General features: G+C 76.8%; 13 protein-coding genes. 1 reads left to right on the forward strand and 12 read right to left on the reverse strand.

The features are described from left to right. Nucleotides 1-148: 148 nt before the first annotated feature. The 3 genes from ACZ4V6_RS01725 to ACZ4V6_RS01735 all read right to left on the reverse strand — a co-directional run bounded on the left by ACZ4V6_RS01725 (nucleotide 149) and on the right by ACZ4V6_RS01735 (nucleotide 6881). Nucleotides 149-2878: an FtsX-like permease family protein gene (locus ACZ4V6_RS01725; protein ID WP_467821766.1), complete on the reverse strand. Its 2730-nt coding sequence runs from the start codon at nucleotides 2876-2878 to the stop codon at nucleotides 149-151. A gap of 127 nt (nucleotides 2879-3005) precedes the next feature. Next, entirely contained in the window at nucleotides 3006-6275 is a 3270-nt protein-coding gene (locus ACZ4V6_RS01730) for an FtsX-like permease family protein (protein ID WP_467821767.1), read from the reverse strand. 192 nt (nucleotides 6276-6467) lie between these two features. Beyond that, nucleotides 6468-6881 carry a globin gene (locus ACZ4V6_RS01735; protein WP_467821768.1) on the reverse strand — a complete coding sequence of 138 codons (414 nt, stop codon included), beginning with the start codon at nucleotides 6879-6881 and terminating at the stop codon, nucleotides 6468-6470. Nucleotides 6882-6970: 89 nt separating this feature from the next. Here ACZ4V6_RS01735 and ACZ4V6_RS01740 point away from each other — a divergent pair, with 89 nt between their 5' ends. Beyond that, nucleotides 6971-7945 carry a methyltransferase domain-containing protein gene (locus ACZ4V6_RS01740; protein ID WP_467821769.1) on the forward strand — a complete coding sequence of 325 codons (975 nt, stop codon included), beginning with the start codon at nucleotides 6971-6973 and terminating at the stop codon, nucleotides 7943-7945. A 15-nt stretch (nucleotides 7946-7960) separates the two neighbouring features. Here the strand turns inward: ACZ4V6_RS01740 and ACZ4V6_RS01745 are convergent, their stop codons facing one another. From ACZ4V6_RS01745 to ACZ4V6_RS01785, 9 genes are all read right to left on the reverse strand, one after another. After that, entirely contained in the window at nucleotides 7961-9427 is a 1467-nt protein-coding gene (locus tag ACZ4V6_RS01745; protein WP_467821770.1) for an FHA domain-containing protein, read from the reverse strand. 80 nt (nucleotides 9428-9507) lie between these two features. Next, nucleotides 9508-10854 carry a vWA domain-containing protein gene (locus ACZ4V6_RS01750; RefSeq protein WP_467821771.1) on the reverse strand — a complete coding sequence of 449 codons (1347 nt, stop codon included), beginning with the start codon at nucleotides 10852-10854 and terminating at the stop codon, nucleotides 9508-9510. A gap of 126 nt (nucleotides 10855-10980) precedes the next feature. Continuing rightward, nucleotides 10981-12351: a PP2C family serine/threonine-protein phosphatase gene (locus tag ACZ4V6_RS01755; RefSeq protein ID WP_467821772.1), complete on the reverse strand. Its 1371-nt coding sequence runs from the start codon at nucleotides 12349-12351 to the stop codon at nucleotides 10981-10983. A 3-nt stretch (nucleotides 12352-12354) separates the two neighbouring features. Beyond that, complete coding sequence (locus ACZ4V6_RS01760; protein ID WP_467821773.1) at nucleotides 12355-15048, reverse strand: serine/threonine-protein kinase; 2694 nt, start codon at nucleotides 15046-15048, stop codon at nucleotides 12355-12357. 22 nt (nucleotides 15049-15070) lie between these two features. Continuing rightward, nucleotides 15071-16396 carry a coiled-coil domain-containing protein gene (locus tag ACZ4V6_RS01765; protein ID WP_467821774.1) on the reverse strand — a complete coding sequence of 442 codons (1326 nt, stop codon included), beginning with the start codon at nucleotides 16394-16396 and terminating at the stop codon, nucleotides 15071-15073. Nucleotides 16397-16455: 59 nt separating this feature from the next. Then, nucleotides 16456-17502, reverse strand: coding sequence for a glutamate ABC transporter substrate-binding protein (locus tag ACZ4V6_RS01770; protein WP_467821775.1), 1047 nt, complete (start codon nucleotides 17500-17502; stop codon nucleotides 16456-16458). A gap of 59 nt (nucleotides 17503-17561) precedes the next feature. Beyond that, nucleotides 17562-19037, reverse strand: coding sequence for a hypothetical protein (locus ACZ4V6_RS01775; RefSeq protein WP_467821776.1), 1476 nt, complete (start codon nucleotides 19035-19037; stop codon nucleotides 17562-17564). Nucleotides 19038-19231: 194 nt separating this feature from the next. After that, a complete protein-coding gene (locus ACZ4V6_RS01780) occupies nucleotides 19232-20203 on the reverse strand; it encodes an N-acetylglucosamine kinase (RefSeq protein ID WP_467821777.1) in 972 nt (323 codons plus the stop codon). Continuing rightward, nucleotides 20194-21459: a 6-phospho-beta-glucosidase gene (locus tag ACZ4V6_RS01785; protein WP_467821778.1), complete on the reverse strand. Its 1266-nt coding sequence runs from the start codon at nucleotides 21457-21459 to the stop codon at nucleotides 20194-20196. Before ACZ4V6_RS01785 ends, ACZ4V6_RS01780 begins: the two co-directional genes overlap by 10 nt. Between the last annotated feature and the right edge of the window lie 42 nt (nucleotides 21460-21501).

Here is a 21501-nt window from a genome sequence, read left to right on the forward strand (position 1 = left end):
TTGCCCAGGCGGCTCAGGCGGCTCAGGCGGCTCAGGCGGCTCAGGCGGTCCGGGCGGTCCGGGCGGCCCAGGTGGTCGAGGCAGCCCGGGTGGTCGAGGCAGCCCGGGTGGTCGAGGCGGCCCGGGTGAGGCACGCGGCCGGGGCCGTTCATCGGGAGTCCCCCGCCCGCAGTTCCGTGACCGACCCGCGCCGGCCCGACCACCACGCCTGCACCGCCGCGGTCCCCACCGCGACCACCAGCACCGCGACCGTCGGCACGGCCAGCGACCACGGGTCCGTGCGCAGCCCGGCCCGGCCGCCCGGGGACGACGCCGTCGCCAGCGCGATCGTCGTCACGTCGATGCCGGGGGAGAGCAGCCGGACGGCCGCCCAGCCGGACAGTGCCCCGCCCGCCGCCGCCAGGGCGGCCTGGGGGAGGGACTCCAGGACGAGCAGGCGCCGGCCCTGGGCGCGGGTGAGGCCCATCGTGCGCAGGCGGGCGAGCAGCGCGGCCCGCTCGGGCGCGGCGCGCAGCAGGGACAGCAGCAGGGCGAGCACGGCGTAACCGGCGCCGGCCGCCACGGCCGCCGTGTAGACGCGCTCGGCACCGGTCTGGAGGGGCGAGTCGACGTACCGGGCCCGTTCCCGCGCCCGCAGGAGCACGGAGGCGGAGTCGCCGGCCGCCCGGCGCAGCGCACCCCCGTCGATCCGGTCGCCGGTCAGCAGCAGGACGGTCGGGCGGGCCGCCTCCGCGGACAGCCCGGCCCGGTCCACGACCAGGAACTCGTCGCCGGAGACGGCCGGGGTGAGGTCGCGCACGAGGGAGATCCGCAGGATGACGGCGGTGCCGTCCTCCATGCGCGCCCGGAACGGCTCGGTGCCGAACCGCTCGGCGACCGTGGGAGAGGCCAGCGCGCGCAGGGGCTCGTCCCGACCGTCCGGCTGCTTCAGCTCGTCCGCGTCGAAGGCCCCCAGACCCGTCCGCGCCGCCAGCTTCGCGTAGGCGGCGGGGTCGACGCCCGCCACGGGCAGCGTCTGACGACCGTTGCTGGTCCTGGCCTCGTAGGCGATGCTCACCCCGGTCAGCCCGGCCACGCCCGGGGTGCGGCGGACCCGGTCGGCCAGGGCGGACGGCAGCGGGCCGGTCCCCTCGACGCGGGCGTCGGCGCCGATGGTGAGCAGGGCCGCCCGGTCCCGGGTGTCCGCCACGCCGGCCAGCACCGAGCCGCCGAAGGCCGCCGTGGTGAGCGCGGTCAGCAGCGCGAGCAGGGGCAGCACCGCCGAGACGGAGGTACGGCCCGCGCGGGCCAGCGCCAGGTGTCCCACCGCGCCGCGCAGCCGCCCCGCCGGGCGGGCCAGGCTCCGCAGCGGCAGCGGGTAGAGGCGGACCAGGACCAGCGCGGCGATCCCCCCGACCAGCACCGGCGCGAGCGACACCAGGTCGTCGGCCGAGCTCGCCGCACCGCGCCGGCGCAGCGTCTCGACCGCGGCCACGGCCAGGACGACGGCGGTGAGTTCGGCGACCGCACGGCGCCGGGAGGGGCGCGGTGACGCCACGTCCCGTCGGCCGCCGTGGACGCGGACGGTGCGGTGGGCGAAGGCCGCCCGCAGGGGCAGCGCGGCGCAGCCGACGACGGTGACCGCGACGGCGGCGGCGACGGCCGGGCCGGGGCGGGCACCGGGGAGGGCGAGCAGCGCGGCGGCGAGACCGAGGGCGCCCGCGGGCACCGCCGCCACCGCCGTCTCGGCCAGCAGCCGTCCCACCAGGCCCCGCAGGGACGCGCCCCGGGCACGCAGCAGGGCGAGTTCCGCGCGGCGCCGGTCGGCGGCGAGGCCGGCCGCCATCAGCAGGACCACGCCGGCGACCGTGCCGGTGCCGACGGCGGCGACCGTGACCAGCGGGCCGATGCCCGACCGCAGCCGGTCGAAGGCGCTGAACACCTCGTCCAGGTCGGTGCTCACCTCGGCGTCCGGGGCGACGGCCGACCGCACCTCCCGCAGGCCCGGCCCGGACTCCAGGGCGGCGACGGACGAGTTCAGCCCGTCCAGGTCGTGGGCGTGCAGCGCGTCGCTGTCCGGCGCGAACTGCCAATAGCGCACGGGGGAGGCGGCCGTGCCCAGCAGGGCGGGACCCGCGTCGGGGGCGAGCAGCAGCGCTCCGACCCAGTACTTGTCGGTGTCCGCGCCGGGCGGCCCCGGCACCTTCACGAGCGACGGGGTGCGCAGCGCGGGCTGGGTGGCCCAGTAGGCGCCGTCCGGGTCGCGCGGGGCGAGGACGCCGGTGATGCGGACGGCGAGCGGGGCGCTTGCCGCGCGGGGCACGTGGAGGACCGCGCCCACCTCGATGCGCAGGGCCTCGGCCGTCTCGGTGGTGACGACCGCCTCCACCTGCCCGACGGCCGCGGTGACCGGGGCGCCGGACGTGCGCGGCAGCCGGCCGGCGTGCAGCCGGGCGTGGTCGCCGAGGCCGTGCTGGGCGGCGAGGTACACCTGCGGGGGCAGTCCGCTGGGCCGGGACAGCCAGGGTTCCGGGACCACGCGAGTCTCGGTGGTGCGCACCCCGTACGCCGACTGCGTCCGGTCGACGGGGAGCCGGCCGGCGACGACGCCGAGCGCGCTGGCGTGGCGCTCGCGCAGCGCGTCGGGACGCATGTCCCGCTGCCACTGCTCCGGGTCGGAGCCGAGATCGGGCTGCCCGGCCGTCAGCAGCACGCTGGTCCGGTCGGGGCGGGCCTGGCGGAGATCGTGGCGCAGGCTCGCGTCCGCGTACCGGTCCAGTGCCCTCGGGAAGGCGGCGGCCAGACACGCGGTCAGCGCCACGAGCAGCGCCAGCGCGCACGCGGCGCCGGGGGCGGTGCGCAGCCGGGTCCGCACCCACGGGGCGGCTACGGGGTCCACGTCCGCCCACCTCCTTGTTCCACGACGAGCGGACCGTGCCCCCGTGACGGGCGCCGTACGTCCACCCGTGCCGGGTGAGGGCGGTGGGGCGGCGGCACAGCGGCCGCCCCCGCCGTGCGGGGTGTCGTCACCGGCTCTCGCCCCCCTGCTCCCTGAGCGCCGGCGCCGGGTCCGTCCGGCGCAGGGCGAGGACCGCCGTGACCAGCAGGGGGGTGACCGCCACGGCGGCCAGGAGCACGGCGACGCGGCCCGCGGGGAGGTCGACGAGCACGGCGGGCACCGGGCGGGCGGCCTCCGGGGTCAGCACGATCAGGGGGACCACCGCCCGGGCCAGCACGGCACCCAGCGCCGTGCCCACGAGCAGCGCCAGCGCCACCAGGACGCCCTGCTCGACGGCGACCGCGCGGGCCAGCCGGCGGCGCGGGGCGCCCAGGGCGCGCAGCACCGCGAACTCGGCGCCCCGCTCCCGCAGCGACCCCGTCGCGCTCACCGCGAACCCGACGGCCGCCAGCGCCGCCGCCGCCCCGGCCGCCGCGGTGAACGCCGTCCCGGGGCCCGCGCCGAACGGGTCGTCGCGCAACTGCCCGGCCAGCTCGTCGCGCACCACGACCTGCGCGGGATCGACGTCCGGGACGGCGCGCAGTGCCGCGGCCACCCCGGCCGCCCTCCCCGGCGCCGTCCGCAGCCACCACTCGGTGGGCGTCAGGCTCTCCCCGTACCGGGCCTGCAGCACCCGGTTCACCGACCGCAGATCGACCAGGAGCGCACCGCCGTCCCGCTCCGGGGCCTCCGTCGCGGTGGTGGTCGGCAGGGCGCGGACCGCGTGTGTGACCCGCACGGTGACGGTCCGGCCGTCCAGCGTGATGTCCACCGGCTGCCCGGCGCGAGCGCCCGCGGAGTCGAGGAAGCGGTCGGTCGCCACGGCCGTGAGCTGCGGCGGCGCGGGCTGCTCGGCGTCCAGCCGTACGGTCAGCGACGCCGACTCCCAGGGCGTCTCGGCCGGGACGTACCCGGTGCCGTACTCGATCACCGGCGGCCCGGACGCCCGCAGCCGGGGCCTGGTCGGGCTGGTGGGCGCGTCCGGGGGCGAGACCTGGCCGGCGCCGCGCGCGGAGGCCGTCCACGAGCGGGGCAGCGCCAGCTGCCGCACGGTGCCGTCGGCCGCCGTGGCGGTCAGCGCCTCCAGGACGAAGCGGTGCTGCTGCGCCCGGCCGCTCGGCTGGGCCGTGACCAGCTCCAGGCCGGTCACGGTCAGCGGGCCCGCGGCGACGGCGAGGTCCAGGGTGTGGCTGCGGCCGTCGGCGTCCAGCGCGCCGGCCGCCAGCCGGTACGGCGTGCCGTGGCCGTCCCGCACCGTGAGGGTCACGTCGGCCGTCGTGCCCGTGTCCCCGCCCGCGCCCGAACGTCCCAGGGCCGCCGTCAGGCCCAGTCGTGCGGTGCCCTCCGGGACCTTCGCGCCCGCCGCCTCGCCCTCGGGTCCGAGAGGGGCCAGCAGGGACCGGGCCGGTTCGGGGGACAGGTCCGGGCGCAGCAGCATCGTGTCCGCGGCGCCCGCCGTGTCCAGCGCCAGCACCGTGGCCGTCCGGTCGCCGGACATCTGCAGCGTCGTACGGGCGGCGGGGGCCACGTCCCGGACGCCCGGGACCGCCGCGTACGTCTCCGTGCGGCCGAGGTCCGCCGTCCCGGCGGCGAGCACCCGCACCGGCGCCCCGGCGAGGAAGTCCGCCTGGTCGTCCTGCGAGCGGTCCCAGGAGGCGCCCTGCCCGACGGCCAGCATGCCCAGCGCCGTGGCCAGGACCAGCAGCAGCACCGGACCGGCCCCGCGCATCGGGCGGCGGCCGAGCTGCCAGCCCGCCAGCGCCGAGGCCAGCCCGCGCCCGCCGGCCGCCCGGCGCTCGGCGAGCCGCGCCACCGGCGGCAGCAGCCGCAGCGTCAGCACGGTGCCGGCCAGCAGCGCCAGCGCGGGCGCCGCGACCAGCAGCGGGTCGATGCCCAGGGCGCCGTCGCCGTCGCCGGTCACCGCGCCCGAGGTCTGCCGGGACAGCTGCCAGTAGGCGACACCGGCCACCACCAGCAGTCCGACGTCCGCACCCGCCCGCAGCGGAGCAGGCAGCGACCGGGCCCGGCCGCCGGCGGTCAGGGAGGCGGTCAGCGCGGGCAGGGTCACCGCCAGCGCGCATCCCAGGGCGGCCGCCCCGGTGACCAGCCACACCCCGCCCCCGCCGAGGGCCGGCACCTCCGGCCGCAGCCCGATCCGGGCGAGCGCGCCCCGCCCGGCCAGCAACCGGGTCAGCGGCCCGGCGAGCAGCGGCGCGCAGACCACCGCGGGGACGGCCAGCAGCAGCGCCTCCAGCGCGGCGAGCCGTCCGATCCGGGCGCGGGAGGCGCCCCGCGCCAGCAGCACCCGCAGCTCGCCCGCGCGCTCGGCGCTCAGCAGCCGGGCCACCAGCAGCAGCGCGCAGCCCGCCAGCAGGGCCAGCTGGAGCGCCACGACGAGGAGCGTGGAGCGGGCCACCAGCAGGGAGCGGTCGAGCCGGTCCAGCACCTCGGGCAGGGACGTGTCCGCCGCCGTCGCCCCGCTGAGGACGGGCCGGCCGCGCAGCCACGCCACCCCGTCCCGGGCCGCCCCGCGCAGCGCGTCCGTGCGGCCGGCCGTCACCGTGGAGAAGTCCGCCGTCGCCAGCCACCCGGACGGTCCGGCGCTCACCCGGCCGCCGGTCAGCGCACCGGGGGCGGCGAGCAGCGGCCCGTACGTCGTGAAGCCGCCCTGCTTGATCCCGCGTCCGCCCAGCTCGTCCAGTCGCCAGTACGGGGACGCGGCCTCGGCCGGCCGGTACAGGCCGGTGACCCGGACCCGCACCGCCGGGCCGCCGAACCGGTCGGTGAGGGTGAGGAGGGCGCCGGTCCGGACGCCGAGGCGCTCGGCGACGGCCGTCGGCAGCGCGGCCTCGGTCACCGGGCCGCCCTCCCGCGGCATCCGTCCCCCGGTGATCCGCACCTGCGCCGGGTCGAGCGCCGCGAAGTAGGTCAGGTCGGGGTTGTCGCCGTTGCCACCGTCGCCGCGGGGCCGCTCGCCGCGCGGCCGCAGGGCGTCCGGCAGGGCGTACGGGCCCGACCGCATCAGGGTGCGGACGGTGACCGGCAGCCCGCCGAAGACGGCCCGGGCGCCCTTGCGCACGGTGGCGTCGGCCTCGTCGCGCCCGCCCTCGGGCACGTCCGCCTTGACGACCAGCGCGGTGCCGGCGGCGTTGCGCGGATCGCCGAGGGCGTGCCGCAGGGACGCGTCGCCGATCGCGCCCGTGTAGGCGGCCAGGGTCGCCAGCACCGCCGTGGTCAGCAGGACGGTGAGCAGCGCGGCGGCGAGCAGCAGGCGGTGCGCCCGCGCGCGCAGCAGCACGAACCCCGTGAGTCCCCCGCTCCCCGCCACCCGGCCCCCCGGCCCCGTCGCCCAGATCTTCCGGTGATGCTGTCAGAGGGCACACGGAGCGGGAAACCGTTTGAGGAGCTGAATTGACCGGATCGTGACCGGATTCCGGCGATGAGGAACCGGAATCCGCTCACCGCCCCCGGGAACCGGCCCTCCGGGGAGTCAGCCCTCGGTGTTCACCATCGAGGCCGCCGCGTACGTCAGGTACTTCCACAGTGTCTGCTCGTGCTCCTCGGACAGACCGAGCTCGTCGAGGGCCACCCGCATGTGCTTCAGCCACGCGTCGTGCGCCGCGCGGTCCACGGCGAAGGGGGCGTGCCGCATCCGCAGGCGGGGGTGGCCGCGCCGTTCGCCGTACGTCGTCGGGCCGCCCCAGTACTGCATCAGGAAGAGCGCGAAACGCTCCTCCGCCGGGCCCAGGTCCTCCTCGGGGTACATCGGCCGCAGGACCGGATCCTGGGCGACCCCCTCGTAGAAACGGTGGACGAGCCGGCGGAAGGTCTCCTCCCCGCCGACCTGCTCGTAGAAGGTCTGCTCCTGAAGCGTGCCGCGCCGAATCTCATTCACGCCGTCCATGGTCTCAGACGGCGCGGCATAGGCCTCGGGACTGAGGACCTCCCGTCCGGCGGCCTCCCACGGCGGCCGCCGGGCCCTACTGTGGAGGCATGGGCGGGCACCGGGACCTGGAAGGCCTCGCCGCCTCCGCGCGGGCGGAGCTGGTGCGCGAGATCGAGCTGAGCGGCGCCTGGGCGGCCGACCCGGTCTGGCGGGAGGCGTTCGCGACGGTCCCGCGCCACCTCTTCGTGCCCTACTACTACGTCGGCGTCCGGGGCGGCTACGAGCGCCGGTGGGGCGAGCATCCCGACCCCGCGGCCCGCGAGCGCTGGGTGCGCGGCGCGTACGCCGACGTCCCGCTCGCCACCCGGCTGCGCGACGGCGAACTGCTCTCCTCCAGCAGCCAGCCGTCGCTGATGGCGACGATGCTGGTGGAGCTGGGCGTGGCGGACGGCGACCGGGTCCTGGAGATCGGCGCCGGCACCGGTTACAACGCCGCCCTGCTCGCCCACCGGCTCGGCGACGACGACCTGGTCACCACCGTCGACCTGGACCCGGAGATCACCGAGTCGGCCCGCCGGCACCTGACCGCCGCCGGCTACCGCCCGGCCGTCGTCACCGGTGACGGGGCGCGCGGGGTGCCCGAACGCGCCCCCTTCGACCGGATCATCGCCACCTGCGCCCTGTCGGAGGTCCCCCGCGCCTGGCTCGTCCAGTGCCGGCCCGGCGGGCGGATCCTGGCGCCGCTCGCCACCGGCCTGGTCGCGCTCACCGTCCACGACGCCGGGCACGCCGAGGGGCGCTTCCTGCACACCCCCGCCTACTTCGTGCCGCTGCGCGGCGCCGGGCGGACCGAGCCGGGGCCGCCGGGCCTCGCCGGGGTCCCGCGCCGGGCCCGCGACGACGACCTGTTCCGGTTCCTGCTGGCCCTGTCCCGGGGCGGCCTCGACCCGCAGGAGGCGTACGCGCTGTGGGAGCGCGAGGACGCCCCCCGGCGCGAGCGCTACGGCATCACCGTCCGCGGCGAACGGGCCTGGGCCTGGCTGGACGATCCCGAGGGCCCGTACGCCTGGCCCTTCGCCTGACCGCCCGCGCCCGCCTCAGCCGCGGCGGATCGTGATCGTCGTCCAGGCGCCGACGTGCACCCGGTCGCCGTCCTGGAGCGGTACCGGCACGAAGGGCTGGATCGGCTCCTCGCCGCCGTTGACCGTCGTGCCGTTCGTCGAGTTCTGGTCGACGACCGCCCAGCCGCCGTCCGGCTGCTGCACCAGCACCGCGTGCTGGTGCGAGACGCCCGGGTCCTCCGGCGGCACCGCGAGATCGATGTCCGGGGTGTCGCCGGTGGAGTGCCGGCGGCGGCCGATCGTGATCTGGTTGCCGGTGAGCGTGCGCTGCTGCTCGGGCGAGTACGCGGGCAGGTTCAGGCCCGCGGCCTCGGGGCCGGAGCGCTGCATCATCGCCATGAAGTACTCGCGGTCCGGACCGATGGTCGCCGTCCAGGTCGCCGGCTGCTGGGGCCGCGGCGGGAAGCCGTGGCCGGGCGGGGTCTGGGCGGCGCCGGGCTGCGGATAGCCGTAGCCGCCGCCCTGCGAGGGACCGCCGCCGGGGCCGCCGGGGCCGCCGGGGCCTCCCGGACCGGACGAGGGCGGGGAGAGCACCCAGTCGTCGTCACCGCCGCCGAAGGACGGGCCGCCGCCCTGCTGCGGGCGGCCGGTCTCCTGCGGGAAGCCGGGCGGGGCCGACGGCGCGGACTGCTGGAACGCCTGCGGAGGGCCGCCGGGACCACCGGGACCACCGGGACCACCGGGACCACCGGGGCGGCCGGGGCCGCCCGGGCCACCGGGGCCGGGCGGGGGCGGGACGGGACCGGGCGGCGGCGGAACCGGCCGCGACGGGTCGGCACCGAAACCGGGCGGGGCCGGCGGACCGGAGGGACCGCCCTGACCGCCCTGACCCGGGTAGCCGGAGGGGCCGCCCTGACCGCCGGGACCCGGGTAGCCGGAGGGGCCGTTCGGGCCGCCGGGACCGTGCGGACCGGGACCGTTCGGGCCGCCCGGACCGTGCGGGCCCGGACCACCGGGGCCCGACGGGGCGCCGCCGAAGGGCGGGCCCGGCGGGATCGGCTCGGCGGGCCGGTTCACCTGGGACGGGCGGGAGCCCTGGTAGTCGTACGCGTCGTCGCCGCCGTACGACGGACCGCCCGGCGGCTGCGGGAACCGGGGTCCCGGGCCGGGCGCCGGCGGACGGGGGGCCGCCGGGGTGTACGAGGTGGCGGTGTTGGTGAGGAAGTTCCACCGGCACTCCTCGCAGAACGGCGCACCGCCTTCGCGGGGCGTGCGGCACTGCGGGCACAGCTGCGGCTCCGCGGCGGGGCCGCCCTGGCCACCCGGACCGCCCTGTCCGCCGGGGCCACCCGGACCACCGGGACCGGCGGGCGGCGGGAAGCCGTAGCCTCCGCCCGGGGGCGGGGGCGGCGGAGGGGGCGGCACGGCACCGGCCATGCGGTGACCGCAGACCTCGCACCAGTCGTCGGAACCCGACTGGTGTCCGTTCGGGCAGGTCGGCATGTCGGAGCTTCCCCCTCTTGCGGAGCTTGTCGCTGTGTCGTCCCGCGGTACCGCGCGTCCCGCGGCACCGCGTCACTTCTTCACTTCTTCACGCGAACGGTCTTCGTCGACCGGGTCTCGAGAGTCATCTCGTCGGCCTCCTCGACCTTCGCTTTCAGTCGCACAGTACCTGCCGCCGCGTCGACCACGTCCACCACCTTCGCAAGCAGTTTCGCCGTATCCGCGTTTCCGGAGGCTCCGGCCAGCTGGACCGCACGGCCCAGTTTGGCCGTCGCTCCGTCGATGTCTCCCGCTTTGCGCAGATCCAGCCCCTGCTGGATGACTTGCGCCAGTTCGGCCTGCCCGGTGTAGTGGGCGACCTGGGGGTTGATCGACGTGGACGCGGCCATGTCGTCCGTCCACACGGCGCGTACGAGACCCTGGGCGCCGAGGTTCTGGACGCTCCCCCCGGGCTCCGGGACGACCAGGGAGACACGGGCGGCCAGCATCTCCTGGCCGATGTCCGCGGCCGGTACCTCCACGCAGACGTGGTAGTCGCGGGACTCGTCGCCCCAGGAACCGGTGGGGTAGTCCCCGGCGCGCGGCCCCGCCTCGGTGCGGCGGCCGGTCAGCTCCTCGACCGTGGGGGCGACCTGCTTGACGAACCTCACCGTGGTGCCGACGGGGGTCCACAGGCGCAGGGCGACGTCGGCGACCTCCTTGCCCATGGCCGTCTCCATCATCCGCGTGAAGTCGGCGGCGAGCCCCGACGGGTCGGCGACGATGTCGGCGGTGCCGAGCAGGGCGGAGGCGATCGCTGTGACTTCTTTCACTTCCCAGTCGGTGCCCACGCCCCGGGCGTCACAGGTGAACCTTCCGGCACAGGCGCTGAGGGCGGCCCTCAGGTCGTCGGGCGACTCGTGCTCGTTGCGGCCGTCGGTGAGCAGGATGCCGTGCCGGATGGCGACGTCCGCCGTGGACAGCAGCCGGTCGGCCAGCCGCAGCCAGGTGCCGATGGCCGTGCCGCCGCCCGCGCTCAGCCTGCGCAGGGCCTGCTTGGCCTGCTCCCGGGTGGTGGCGTCGGCGACCGCGAGCCGGCCGTTGCCCGGATAGACCTCCGTGGCCACGTGCGTGCCGCCGACCACCGCGAAGTGCACGCCGTCGCGCAGGGTGTCGATCGCGGCGGCCGTCGCGTCCCGGGCGTTGCGCATCTTGGCCGGCGGGTAGTCCATCGAGCCCGAGCAGTCGACCATCAGCGCCACGGCCGCGGACGGCCCCTGGCCCGGCGCGTACAGATGGGGCGCGGCCACCGCGCTTCCGACCGTGCCGCCGCCGGTCGCGGTGACCGTGACGATCGCGTTGACGTCGCGGCCGCCCTCGGGCAGGTACTCGTTCTGGTAGACGTCCACCGAGAACTGCGGCACGTTCGACTTCGAGAAATTGGCCATGCCGGATCGCATCCCCCTCTACGTCCCCACGGTGGTGGGGTGATGGCTGGTGGCGCGGACCGCCCCCTGCGGTCCGCGAGGCCGCCCCGCCGCCCGTCCGGCCGTGCGTGGCCCGGCCGTGCGGCCTCAGCCGGATCCTGCCCCCGCGGGCGGGGCGGGGAACGGCACGACGGCCACTGTTACGTTGTCGTGGCCCCCGCCGTCCAGGGCGTGGCCGACCAGGACCCGGGCGCCGTGCAGCGGGCGCGCGGCGGCGTCGAGGGGCACGGCCGCGGCCATCTCCTCGGCCGACTCGGCGTAGTTCCACAGGCCGTCCGTGCACACCACGACCACGCCGGGGCGGTCCGGCTTGAACGACGCGGTGTGCGGCTCCAGTTCGTAGGCGTCGGCGCCGAGCCAGCCCGTGATCGCGTGGGCGCGCTCGTCGGCGTACGCCTCGGCCTCGTTCATCAGGCCGGCGGCGACCATCTGCGCGGCCCACGAGTCGTCCTCGGTGAGCCGGGCCGGCGGGGTGCTGCGGTCCACCGGCACCCAGTAGACGCGGCTGTCGCCGACCCAGCCGACGACCAGCAGGTCCGAGGTCACCACGGCGCCGACGAGGGTGCAGGCCGGGGCGTTCTGGTGGGGAGCCTGTTCGCGGGCCGTGGCGGGTTCGTCGGCCAGCGCGTTGACGGCGTGCGAGGCGGCGACGATCGCGTCGTGCATGGCCTGCTGCGGGTGCGTGCCGCGCGGCAGGACCGCGAGCAGCGACTCGCCGGCCGCGCGGGACGCGGCGAGGGAGGCGTCGTCCGGGCGGGTCGCCGAGGAGACGCCGTCGCACACGATCGCCACGGCCGCGGGCGTCCCGTCGGGCAGCGCGGTGCGGCCGACGCAGAAGGCGTCCTCGTTGCGGTGGTGGCGCAGCCCGCGGTCGCTGACGGCGGCCACGGGGCCCGCCTCCTGCTCCATGTGGTCGCGTTCGCGGGGCTGGGCGTGCCCGCAGTTCTCGCAGTACCCGTCGTCGTCGACGCGGCCGGCGCGGCAGGCCACGCACACCTTGCCGGACGCGGCCGGTGCGGGAGCGGTCCCCGGGACCGGGGCCGGGGCGGCGGCCGACCGCGGGTCGGGCGCCTGCAGCGGGTACTCGTCGGGCTCGCCCGGGCGGTCGAACCGCACACCGGACGCGGCCGGCTCGGACACGTCCGGCCCCGGTGCGGCCGGTGGTGCGGCGGGCGGCGCGACCGGTGGCGGCGGCGCGGAAGGCGGTGCCGGCGGTGCGGCCGGCCGCGGCGGCAGCGGGGGGCCGTCCGTCTCCCGCGCGGCGGGCCGGCCGACGCCCTCCGGCGACGACGGGGCGGGCACCGTGCCGTTCGGGGCGAGCGCCGGACCCTCCTCGGGCCGCGCGGGCACGGCTGACAGGTCGTATCCGCACGCGCCGCAGAAACGGTCGTCCGACTCGAGGGGTTCCTCGCAGCTCGGACACTTCGGCACAGCGGCCTGCTGGGGCATCTGCGACATCAACTACACCCACGTCCGGGGGCGGTAACGATTGGCACGTTCCACCAGGTCGATCCTCTCCTCGCCGCCCCGCGCCAGCCGGGCCAGCGTGCGGTACGAACGCTCCAGGCCGAAACGCAGGCCGCGTTCGTCCAGACCGCTGCCGAGCAGTGTCCGTCCCCCGGCGGCGGAGGGAACGGAACCCCGGCCCCCGGAGAGTACCCAGTCCAGGGCACAGCCGAGGACCTCGACCGACAACTGCTCGCGGCGCGCCGGATCCAGACCGTACACGTCCAGGGCCTCGACCTGCCGCGCGGCGGCGGTCAGATCGTCCAGGAACGCCGCGTCGCCGGGCGCGGCGGTGCGCCGGCGCAGCCGTGCCCGCACGGCCGCCACGCGCGCGGCCGTGCAGTGCACGGACGACTCCGGCACCGACTCCAGCGTCCGTACGGCACCGGGCCGGTCGCCGCCGGCCAACTGGACCCGGGCCAGGCCGAACGCGGCGCTGACGTGGCTCGGGTCGGCCGACCACACCAGGCGGTAGTACTCGGCGGCGTTGTCGAGCTGGCCCAGCACCTCCGCGCACAGGCCGAGCGCCAGCTTGGGCGCGATCTCGCCCGGGAAGGCGTCGTAGACGGCGTCGAAGGCGAGCGCGGCGCCCTCGTGGTCGCCGGTCACCAGTGAGGCCAGTCCCCGGTACCAGACCACCCGCCAGTCGTCGGGCCGCTCGCCCTCCAGGGCTTCCAGGGACTCCAGCGCGCCCGGCGCGTCGCCCTGCTCCAGCCGTGCCCGTATCTGCCGCAGCCGGGTCTCGGTCGACGGCGCCGGGGCGGCGCCCAGCGCGGTCAGCAGCTCACCCGGCGAGGACGCCGTCAGGCCCGCCAGGAAACCGGCGTCGGGGTCCCCGGGATCGACCCGGGGGGCCGGCAGGGCGAGCGCGGCGACGGGGGCGTCGACGGGCTCGACCAGGGCGGAGGCACGGCCTTCGACACCGCCGACCGTGCTCACGGCACCCGGCAGCGCGGCGCTCGCGCCCGCTCCCGCGGGCAGTGCGGCGCTCGCGCCCGTCCCGCCGTGGACCGCGGTGCCCGCGACCGTTCCGCCGGGCGCCCCGACGACCGGCCCCGCACCGCCCGGCAGCGCGGGGCCGGCGCCCCCGCCGCCGCCCGTCGGCGAAGCGGCTGACGCACCGTCACCACGCTTCCGGCTGCCGGTCGTCCGGGCCCCCAGCCGCGACACCTCGCCGTCCAGCCGGGGGAACAGCTCCGTGTCCGTGACCCGCACCTCGGGACCGAACAGCGTGGACAGCGCGGGCCGGGCGCGGCCCGTCTGCAGCGAGACCACCTCGCGCAGCACACCCGTCAGCTGCTCCGCCATCTCCTGCGCGGAGGCGAACCGGCGGGCCGGGTCGGGATCGGTGGCGCGCACCAGCAGCCGGTAGAACGACTCGTACCGCCGGAACACGTCGATGGTGTCGGGGTCCGGCAGCGAGTCGGCGTAGACGGTGGTGTAGCCCTGGAAGTCGAACGTCAGCACCGCGAGCGTACGGCCGACCGTGTACAGGTCGGAGGCCACCGAGGGGCCGACGTCGGCGACCTCCGGCGCCTGGTAGCCCACCGTGCCGTAGATCGCCGACTCGTCGTCGTCCATGCGGCGCACGGCGCCCATGTCGATCAGCTTGAGCTGGTCCTCGGTCTGGATGGCGTTGTCGACCTTGAAGTCGCAGTAGAGCAGGTTGCGGCCGTGCAGGTGGCCGAGGGCCTCCAGCGCCTCGATGCCGTACGCGCACGCCTGCTCCACCGGCAGGGGGTCGCGCCGCCCCTCGGGCGTGCGGCGGGCGTTGGCGATCTCCTTGAGGGACTTGCCGCCCACGTACTCCATGACGATGTAGCCGTCGAGGGAACCGGTGCGCTGGTCGAGGTGTTCGACGAAGTTGTAGATCCGCACGATGTTGGCGTGCTCGATCTCGGCGAGAAAGCGCCGCTCGGAGATCGCCGCCGCCATCGCGTCCTGGTCGCCGGTGTCCAGCAGGCCCTTGAGGACCACCCAGCGGTCGGAGACCGCCTTGTCGACGGCGAGGTAGATCCAGCCGAGCCCGCCGTGCGCGAGGCAGCCCACCACCTCGTACTGGCCGTGCACCACGTCGCCGGACTTCAGCTTGGGCACGAACGAGTACGGGTGGCCGCACTTGGTGCAGAAGCCCTCCGTGCGGCCGGGCCGGTCCCCGCGCGCCCGCCCGACCGGCGCCCCGCAGTCCGAGCGCGAGCAGAACCGCTTGCGTTCGGGCACCTCGGGGCGGTCCAGGACCATCGCGCGCGGGTCGGGCCGCGGGATCGCCGGGACCTCGACCAGGCCGGCGCCGAGCCGCGCCCGCGCGGAGGAACCGGCGGGCGTCCCCGAGCTGCGCACCGACACCGACCGGCCCGTGGACCGGCCGGACACGGACCGGGAGAGCCGCCCCGACACCGAGCGCCGGGACCTCGACGACTGCGACGACGTCCGCGCGCTGCGGCCGCCGGAGCGCGCGCTGCCGCTGCCCGCCGAGCCGCGCGAGCCCCGCCCGCCGCCGGTGACGCCGGTCGGCGTCGAGCCCACCACGCCGTTGGACTCGACGACCGGTGCGAGACCGCAGGTGTCGCAGTACAGCTCGCCGCCGCCCATGTCCTCGTAGGACCCGCCGCAGCCGGGACGCTGACAGGTCCGCTGCTCCTGGCTCATGCCGTCGCCTCCCCGTTGTCGCTCATGCGCCGGGACCCGTCCGGTCCACCGGCCCGCCCTGCCCGGGCACGCGCGGTGCGGAACCCAGCACTTCGGCCGCCGCCTGCTGGTAGCGCAGGACGGCCTGCTCGGCGACGCGCAGGTCGCAGGGCGCGCTCCACAGCATGCGGCGCGCCTTCTCGTACTTCTCGACCAGCTCCGGATCCTCCGCGAAGCCCAGCCGGGCGATCTTCGCCTTGTACGCGTCCAGCCGGCCGCGCAGCTCGGCGCGGACCGCGAGCGGCGCGGTGACCGCCGTCAGCGACTCGCGGGCCCGCAGCAGTTCCTCCTCCGCCTTCTCCTCCAGGGACTCCAGGAGCGGGGACAGGCGGTGCCACTGGGCGTGTCTGCGGTACTCGGCGGCCGCCGCCAGCTGCTCCTGGAGCACGGTCGGCGGCCCGCTGACCACCGGCACCTCCGTCGCGGCGATCTTCGCCAGCACCTCGCCGCGCGCGGTGCGGGCCTCGGCGAGCGTGCGGTCCGCGCGGGAGAGCACGTCCCGCAGCCGCACGATCCGCTGCTCGGCGTCCTGGCGGACGGCCAGCACCGCGTCGATCTCCCGGCGCACGTCCTCCAGGGCGCGCGCCTCCCGGTCGTAGACCGTGGTGTCCGGCCGGCCGCCGCCCGGCGCCGAACTGCCCTCGGCGGGCACCCAGAACGCCAGCGGATCGGACACCACCCGCTCGCGCAGCCTCGTCAGGGTGCGGGTGATCCGCTCCAGGTCGTCACCGGCCGGGTGCTCGCCCGGGCGCACCCCGACCGAGTGCGCGAGCCGGCGGGTGCGCCGGAGCTCGGCGGCGAGCAGATCGATGCGCGCGGGCAGCGCCGACCACACCGCGTCGGCGGCGACCACCAGGTCGAGGGAGGCCGCGTACAGCTGGTTCATCCGCTCCACCAGCGTGGCCAGCGAGTACCGCTCGCTGAGCCGGCCCGGACCGCCGTGCGGGGTGGGCGCGTGGGCGGCGGCGCCGGCCACGGTGACCGCCTCGCCGCGCAGCAGCTCCGTCAGTTCCACCAGGTCCTCGCGGCTGGACCAGCGGCGCCGGGCGCGGATCTCCCGGGCGGTGCGCAGCGCGCCCGTGTACGCGTCGAAGTAGGACCACAGCAGGGTGATCGACGCCTCCGCGGCGGCCCAGCGCTCCTGGGTCACGCCCGTGAGCTCGGCACCCTCCAGGAGTCTGCGGCCCGCGTGGTCCTGGAGGGCGAGGAGCGAGGTCTCGACGGCCTCGTGCTCCGCGCCGAGCCGCGCCAGCGCACGGTCCACCTCGTCCCGGTCCATCACCGGCCCGGAGGGTCCCGTGTCGCCCATCGATCACCTTTCGCTGTTGCGGACTCGTGCGTGCTTCTTCCCCGCGGTGCGGCGGCCGCTCAGCTTCCGCGCAGGTACTGCGGGGCCGGCGGTTGCGACGGCCCCGGGTCGTCCCCCATGGTCTCCGACAGCCACTTCCCGTACGAGCGCTGCCAGCCCCCGGCCTTGTCCGCGCGCCACTCGACGAGGACCTGGTTGACCCGGCGCACCAGGTCGTCGGCGTCCTTCTTCATCGCCACGCCGTAGTACTCGGTGGTGAAGGGGGCGCCCTTGAGTTCGACCGTGGGGTCCTGCGCGGCCTGGCTCGCGGCGAGGGCGCCGTCGGTGACCACCGCGTCGACCTCGCCGAGCTGGAGCCGCACCAGGCAGTCCAGTTGGTTGGGCACGGTGGTGCTCAGGTCGGCGTCGGCGGCGAGCACGCCGTCCTTCCGGTCCCGCTGCAGCGTGCTGAGCGCGGTGGAACTCGCCGCCGTGCAGATCCTCCTGCCGGCCAGCGTGTCGTCGTAGCCGGTGACCGGGGACGACTTGGGGGCGAGCAGTTGCTGGCCGGTCTTGAAGTACGGTGCGGAGAAGGCGACCTTGGCGAGGCGTTCGCAGGTGATGGTCATGGTGCGGACCACCATGTCGACCCGGCCCTCGTCGACCGCCTGCTCGCGCTGGTTGGTGGGGATCGCCCTGAACTGCACGGCGTCCGGGTCGCCGAGGATGTCCTGCGCTATGCGGCGCGCCAGGTCGATGTCGAAGCCCTCCAGCCTCGCTCCACCGCCGCTGTTCGGGTCGCGGTAGCCCCAGCGGTAGCTGTTCTGGTCGACGCCGACGATCAGCTTGCGCTTGGCGCCCTCGCGGCTGCGGATGGCCTCGACGGTGGGGCCGTCCGCGTCGCTCGGGGGCAGGGTCTGCTTCTCCGGGTCCGTGCACTCCTCGGCGGCGCGCGCCTGGCGGCCCTGGACGGCGCCGTGGCCGCCGGTGCCCGCGCCGCCGCCCTCGCCGTGCGACCGGACCACCGGCAGGAGCAGGGCGAAGAGCGCCGCCAGGGCGCAGGCGACCGCCATCGCTCCCACCCCGCCCCAGCCCTTCAGGCCGGTCCTCAGCCGTCGTGCGCGCATCCTCACGCCTCCTCCCACGGTCGTCCCCTCCCACCCGTGCGCCGGGCCCCGGCCCCGCCTCACCGGTACTCCGACAGCCTGCGGCCGATGCCGAGCAGCGCGCCGGCCGCGCCCAGCACGGCGAGGGCGGCGGCGCCCTGGGGCAGGAGGCCCATCGCGTCCAGACCGTCACCCGCCGCCCGTTCGAACTCGTCCTTCTCGTGGGCGAGGGCCTCGGCCAGCGAGGCGTCGACGCCGTCGAAGCACTCGACCGTGGCGCCCTCGCCGCCGATCACGAGGTCCAGCGCCTGCTGGTAGTTGCCGTTGTCGTCCTGTTCGCGGGCGGCGTCGTGGCGCTTCTTCCACTCCGTCATGTCGGCGCCGGCCGCCGCGACCGGCTTCTCGCCCGCCTCGTCGTCGGCGAGCCGCCGTGCCTCGGCCAGGCCCTTGCCGAGGGCGCCCATGTTCTTCCTGAAGTCGAGGTCGTAGGCGTCGAGCGTCTCCCCGCCGACCTTCCTCGTCTCCGCGCCGCGCGCCACCAGCGTGAGGTTCTCGTCGCCGCGGGCCTTGAGGGAGGCGATACGGGCCTCGTGCAGCGCGTTCAGGGAGCGCACGCCGTGGTCGTAGGAGTCGTTCAGGTCCGACCGCGCGACGCTGTGGCCGACGACCAGCCAGAGCAGGACGACCGCCGCGGTGGCCGTGGCGGTGACCAGGCCGTGGTTGAGGACCCGGTTGGTGCGCCGGTAGTCGCGGTGCTGCGCCCAGCCCAGGGCCGCGAGCGCGAGGACGCCGAGGGCGATCGCCGCCCACGGATAGGGCTCGGCGTCGGCGTAGTCGCCGCTCAGCCGCTGGTTCTCCCGCGTGTAGAGGTCCTCCGCCGCCGGGAGCATCTCCTTCTGCATCTTCTCGTTGGCGTAGCGCAGATAGGCGCCGCCGACCGGGTAGCCCTGCCGGTTGTAGGTGCGGGCCCGCTCGATCAGGCCCTTGTACTCGGGCAGCAGGCGGTTCAGCCTGGTGATCGTCGCGGCGGCGGGGGAGCCGGCGTCGGAGTCGGCGGCGGCCTCCACGAGCCCCTCGGCGGCCGCGCGGACGCCCTTCTCGTACCGGTCGCGGGAGGCCTTCGTCTCCTGGCCGCCGGCCAGGAACCCGCTGGACGCCGCGGTGTTGGCGTCGGCGAGGGAACGGTAGATGTCGGCGGCGGCGGAACTGAGCGGCTGACTGCGGGTCAGCACGTCGTCCGCGGCGGCGGACCGCTCGTTCGTCTGCCAGGCGGTGACGGCGCCGAAGGCGAGGACGAGCACGGCCAGCAGGGCCCCGATGATGCGCAGCCGGCCGGGCTCGGTGACGGCCGCGGCGCGCAGGCGGTCCACGCCCTCGGCGAACGCGGTGCGGCGGTGCGCCGACGGGGGCGGCGGGGGCAGCGGGGACGGCGGGGGCGGAGGGAACGCGGACGGTGCGCCGCCGGCGGACCGCTGCGGCTGCGGCGGTACGGCGGGCAGCGGGGGCACGCCCGTGCCGGGTGGCGGCGCCGCGTTGTTCTCCGGCGGTCGAGTCACTGCTGACCTCCCCCATGGTCATCCGTCGCCGCAAGTATCGCGCCCCGCGCCGGCGTTCGCACCGGCCTTCACCCGATCTTGTTCCGATCGCGGGATCCCGGCCCCCGCTCCCGGCACCGGCCGTCCGGCACGACCGCCCTCAGCCCCTGCCCATGAATACGCCCGCGGGACCGGTTCGGTTCCCGGCGGCGACCTCACGTGCCGAAGTGCGCCCGGACCCGCGCCTGCGCCCCGGGGGCCGCCCCCGTCCGGTCCAGCCCCAGCAGCACCGCCCCCAGCACCGGGGGAGCGGTCACCACCCGCGGTACGGCCCTGGGGGCGCGGGCCGCCAGCAGCTCTCGTATCCGGTCGTCGAGCCGGGGATGCCGGGCGGCCAGGACGCTGCCGCCGAGCAGGACCGGCGTCCGTTCGCCCAGCAGGCCGAGCCGGGTCAGCGCGACGGTGGCCATCGCCACCACCTCGTCCGCCTGCCGGTCGACGACCGCCCCGGCCACGGGGTCGCCGGCGGCGGCCGTGGCGAACAGGACGGGCACCAGCTCGTGGCGCCGCACCGGCTCGATGCGCCGCAGGTGCAGGGCCTCGACGAGGGCGTACACGGAGTCGAGCCCGAAGTGCGCCGGCAGGGTCCGGGCCAGCTCCGTGGGTCCGCCCCGCCCGTCCTCCGCGCGCGCCGCGTGCCACAGCGCCTCCTCGGCCAGCGCCCAGCCGCCGCCCCAGTCGCCGGAGATCCGGCCCAGGGCCGGGAAGCGGGCGGTGCGGCCGTCGGGGAGCATGCCGACGCAGTTGACGCCGGCGCCGCACACGACGGCCACCCCGCGCGGCTCGCTGACGCCGGCCCGCAGGATCGCGAAGGTGTCGTTGCGCACCTCGACGGTCGTGCCCCACGCGCGCGCGTGCAGCGCGGCGGCCAGCTCCTCCTCCTCCACCGGCAGATCGGCGTTGGCCAGGCACGCCGAGACGTGGTCCGCGCCGGTGACGCCGGCCGCGGCGAACGCCCGCGTCACCGCCTCGGCGAGAGCGTCCACCGCCCGGCCGACGCCCACGGCGGGCGGGCGGAAGCCGCCGCCGCGTGCCGTGGCGAGCACCTCCCCGCCGGCCGACACGACCGCCACGTCCGTCTTGCTGTTGCCCGCGTCGACGGCGAGCACGCTCGCGCTCAGGCCCACGCCAGGTGCTCCCGGTTGTGCGCGACCAGCCGGTCGGTGAGCTCTTCCGCGTAGGCGTACTGGCCGACGAGGGGGTGGGCGAGCAGCGCCCGGAACACCCGCTCCCGGCCGCCGCGCAGGGCCGCGTCCAGGGTCAGGTCCTCGTACGCCGTCACGTTCGCCATCAGGCCCGCGTACAGCGGGTCCACGGCCGGGACGGCCAGCGGCGCCGCGCCCTCGCGGCCCACCGCCGCCTGCACCTCGATCACCGCGTCGTCGGGCAGGAAGGGCAGCGTGCCCCGGTTGAGGGTGTTCACCACCTGGTAGGGGGAGCCGGTGCCGCCGAGCAGGGCCGCCGCCAGGTCCACGGCCGCCTCCGAGTAGTAGGCGCCGCCGCGCTCGGCCAGCAGCGCCGGTTTCTCGTCCAGGCCGGGGTCGGCGTACATCTCCAGCAGCCGCCGCTCCATCTTTGCGACCTCGGCGGCGCGGGAGGGCTTGTGGCGCAGCTCCTCGACGACCTCGTCGTGCGCGTAGTAGTAGCGCAGGTAGTAGGACGGGACGACGCCCAGGCGGTCCAGGAGCGGGCGGGGCAGGCGGAGGTCGGCGGCGACGGTGTCGCCGTGCTCGGCCAGCAGCCGGGGCAGGACGTCCTCCCCCTCGGGGCCGCCGAGGCGGACGCCGGTCTCCCAGGTGAGGTGGTTGAGGCCGACGTGGTCCAGGTGGACGTCGGCGGGTGCGACCCCGAGCAGCGCGGCGAACTTGCGCTGGAGCCCGATCGCCACGTTGCACAGCCCCACCGCCTTGTGGCCGGCCCGGAGCAGGGCGCGGGTGACGATGCCGACCGGGTTGGTGAAGTCGATGATCCAGGCGTCCGGGTTGGTCCGGCGCACCCGCTCGGCGATGTCCAGCACCACCGGCACCGTGCGCAGCGCCTTGGCCAGGCCGCCCGCGCCGGTCGTCTCCTGGCCGACGCAGCCGCACTCCAGCGGCCACGTCTCGTCCCGCTCGCGGGCCGCCTGGCCGCCGACGCGCAGCTGGAGCAGGACCGCGTCGGCGCCGTCCACGGCCGCGTCCAGGTCGGAGGTGGTGACGATCCGGCCGTCGTGGCCCTGCCGGGCGAAGATGCGGCGGGCCAGCCCGCCGACCGGTTCCAGGCGGTCCGCGGCCGGATCGACCAGGACCAGTTCCTCGACCGGCAGGGTGTCCCGCAACCGGGCGAAGCCGTCGACGAGTTCGGGGGTGTAGGTCGAACCGCCGCCGACCACGGTGAGTTTCATGTACGTCAGCCCTTCACTCGGATCACGGGGCCGTGACCGGAC

The organism is Streptomyces sp. NPDC029152, from assembly GCF_055564355.1.

Coding starts and splice junctions, on each gene's coding strand:
- ACZ4V6_RS01735 (WP_467821768.1), bottom strand. CDS start 6,881: ATGGACGGCGTGAATGAGATTCGGCGCGGCACGCTTCAGGAGCAGACC.
- ACZ4V6_RS01740 (WP_467821769.1), top strand. CDS start 6,971: ATGGGCGGGCACCGGGACCTGGAAGGCCTCGCCGCCTCCGCGCGGGCG.
- ACZ4V6_RS01745 (WP_467821770.1), bottom strand. CDS start 9,427: ATGCCGACCTGCCCGAACGGACACCAGTCGGGTTCCGACGACTGGTGC.
- ACZ4V6_RS01750 (WP_467821771.1), bottom strand. CDS start 10,854: ATGGCCAATTTCTCGAAGTCGAACGTGCCGCAGTTCTCGGTGGACGTC.
- ACZ4V6_RS01755 (WP_467821772.1), bottom strand. CDS start 12,351: ATGTCGCAGATGCCCCAGCAGGCCGCTGTGCCGAAGTGTCCGAGCTGC.
- ACZ4V6_RS01760 (WP_467821773.1), bottom strand. CDS start 15,048: ATGAGCCAGGAGCAGCGGACCTGTCAGCGTCCCGGCTGCGGCGGGTCC.
- ACZ4V6_RS01765 (WP_467821774.1), bottom strand. CDS start 16,396: ATGGGCGACACGGGACCCTCCGGGCCGGTGATGGACCGGGACGAGGTG.
- ACZ4V6_RS01770 (WP_467821775.1), bottom strand. CDS start 17,502: ATGCGCGCACGACGGCTGAGGACCGGCCTGAAGGGCTGGGGCGGGGTG.
- ACZ4V6_RS01785 (WP_467821778.1), bottom strand. CDS start 21,459: ATGAAACTCACCGTGGTCGGCGGCGGTTCGACCTACACCCCCGAACTC.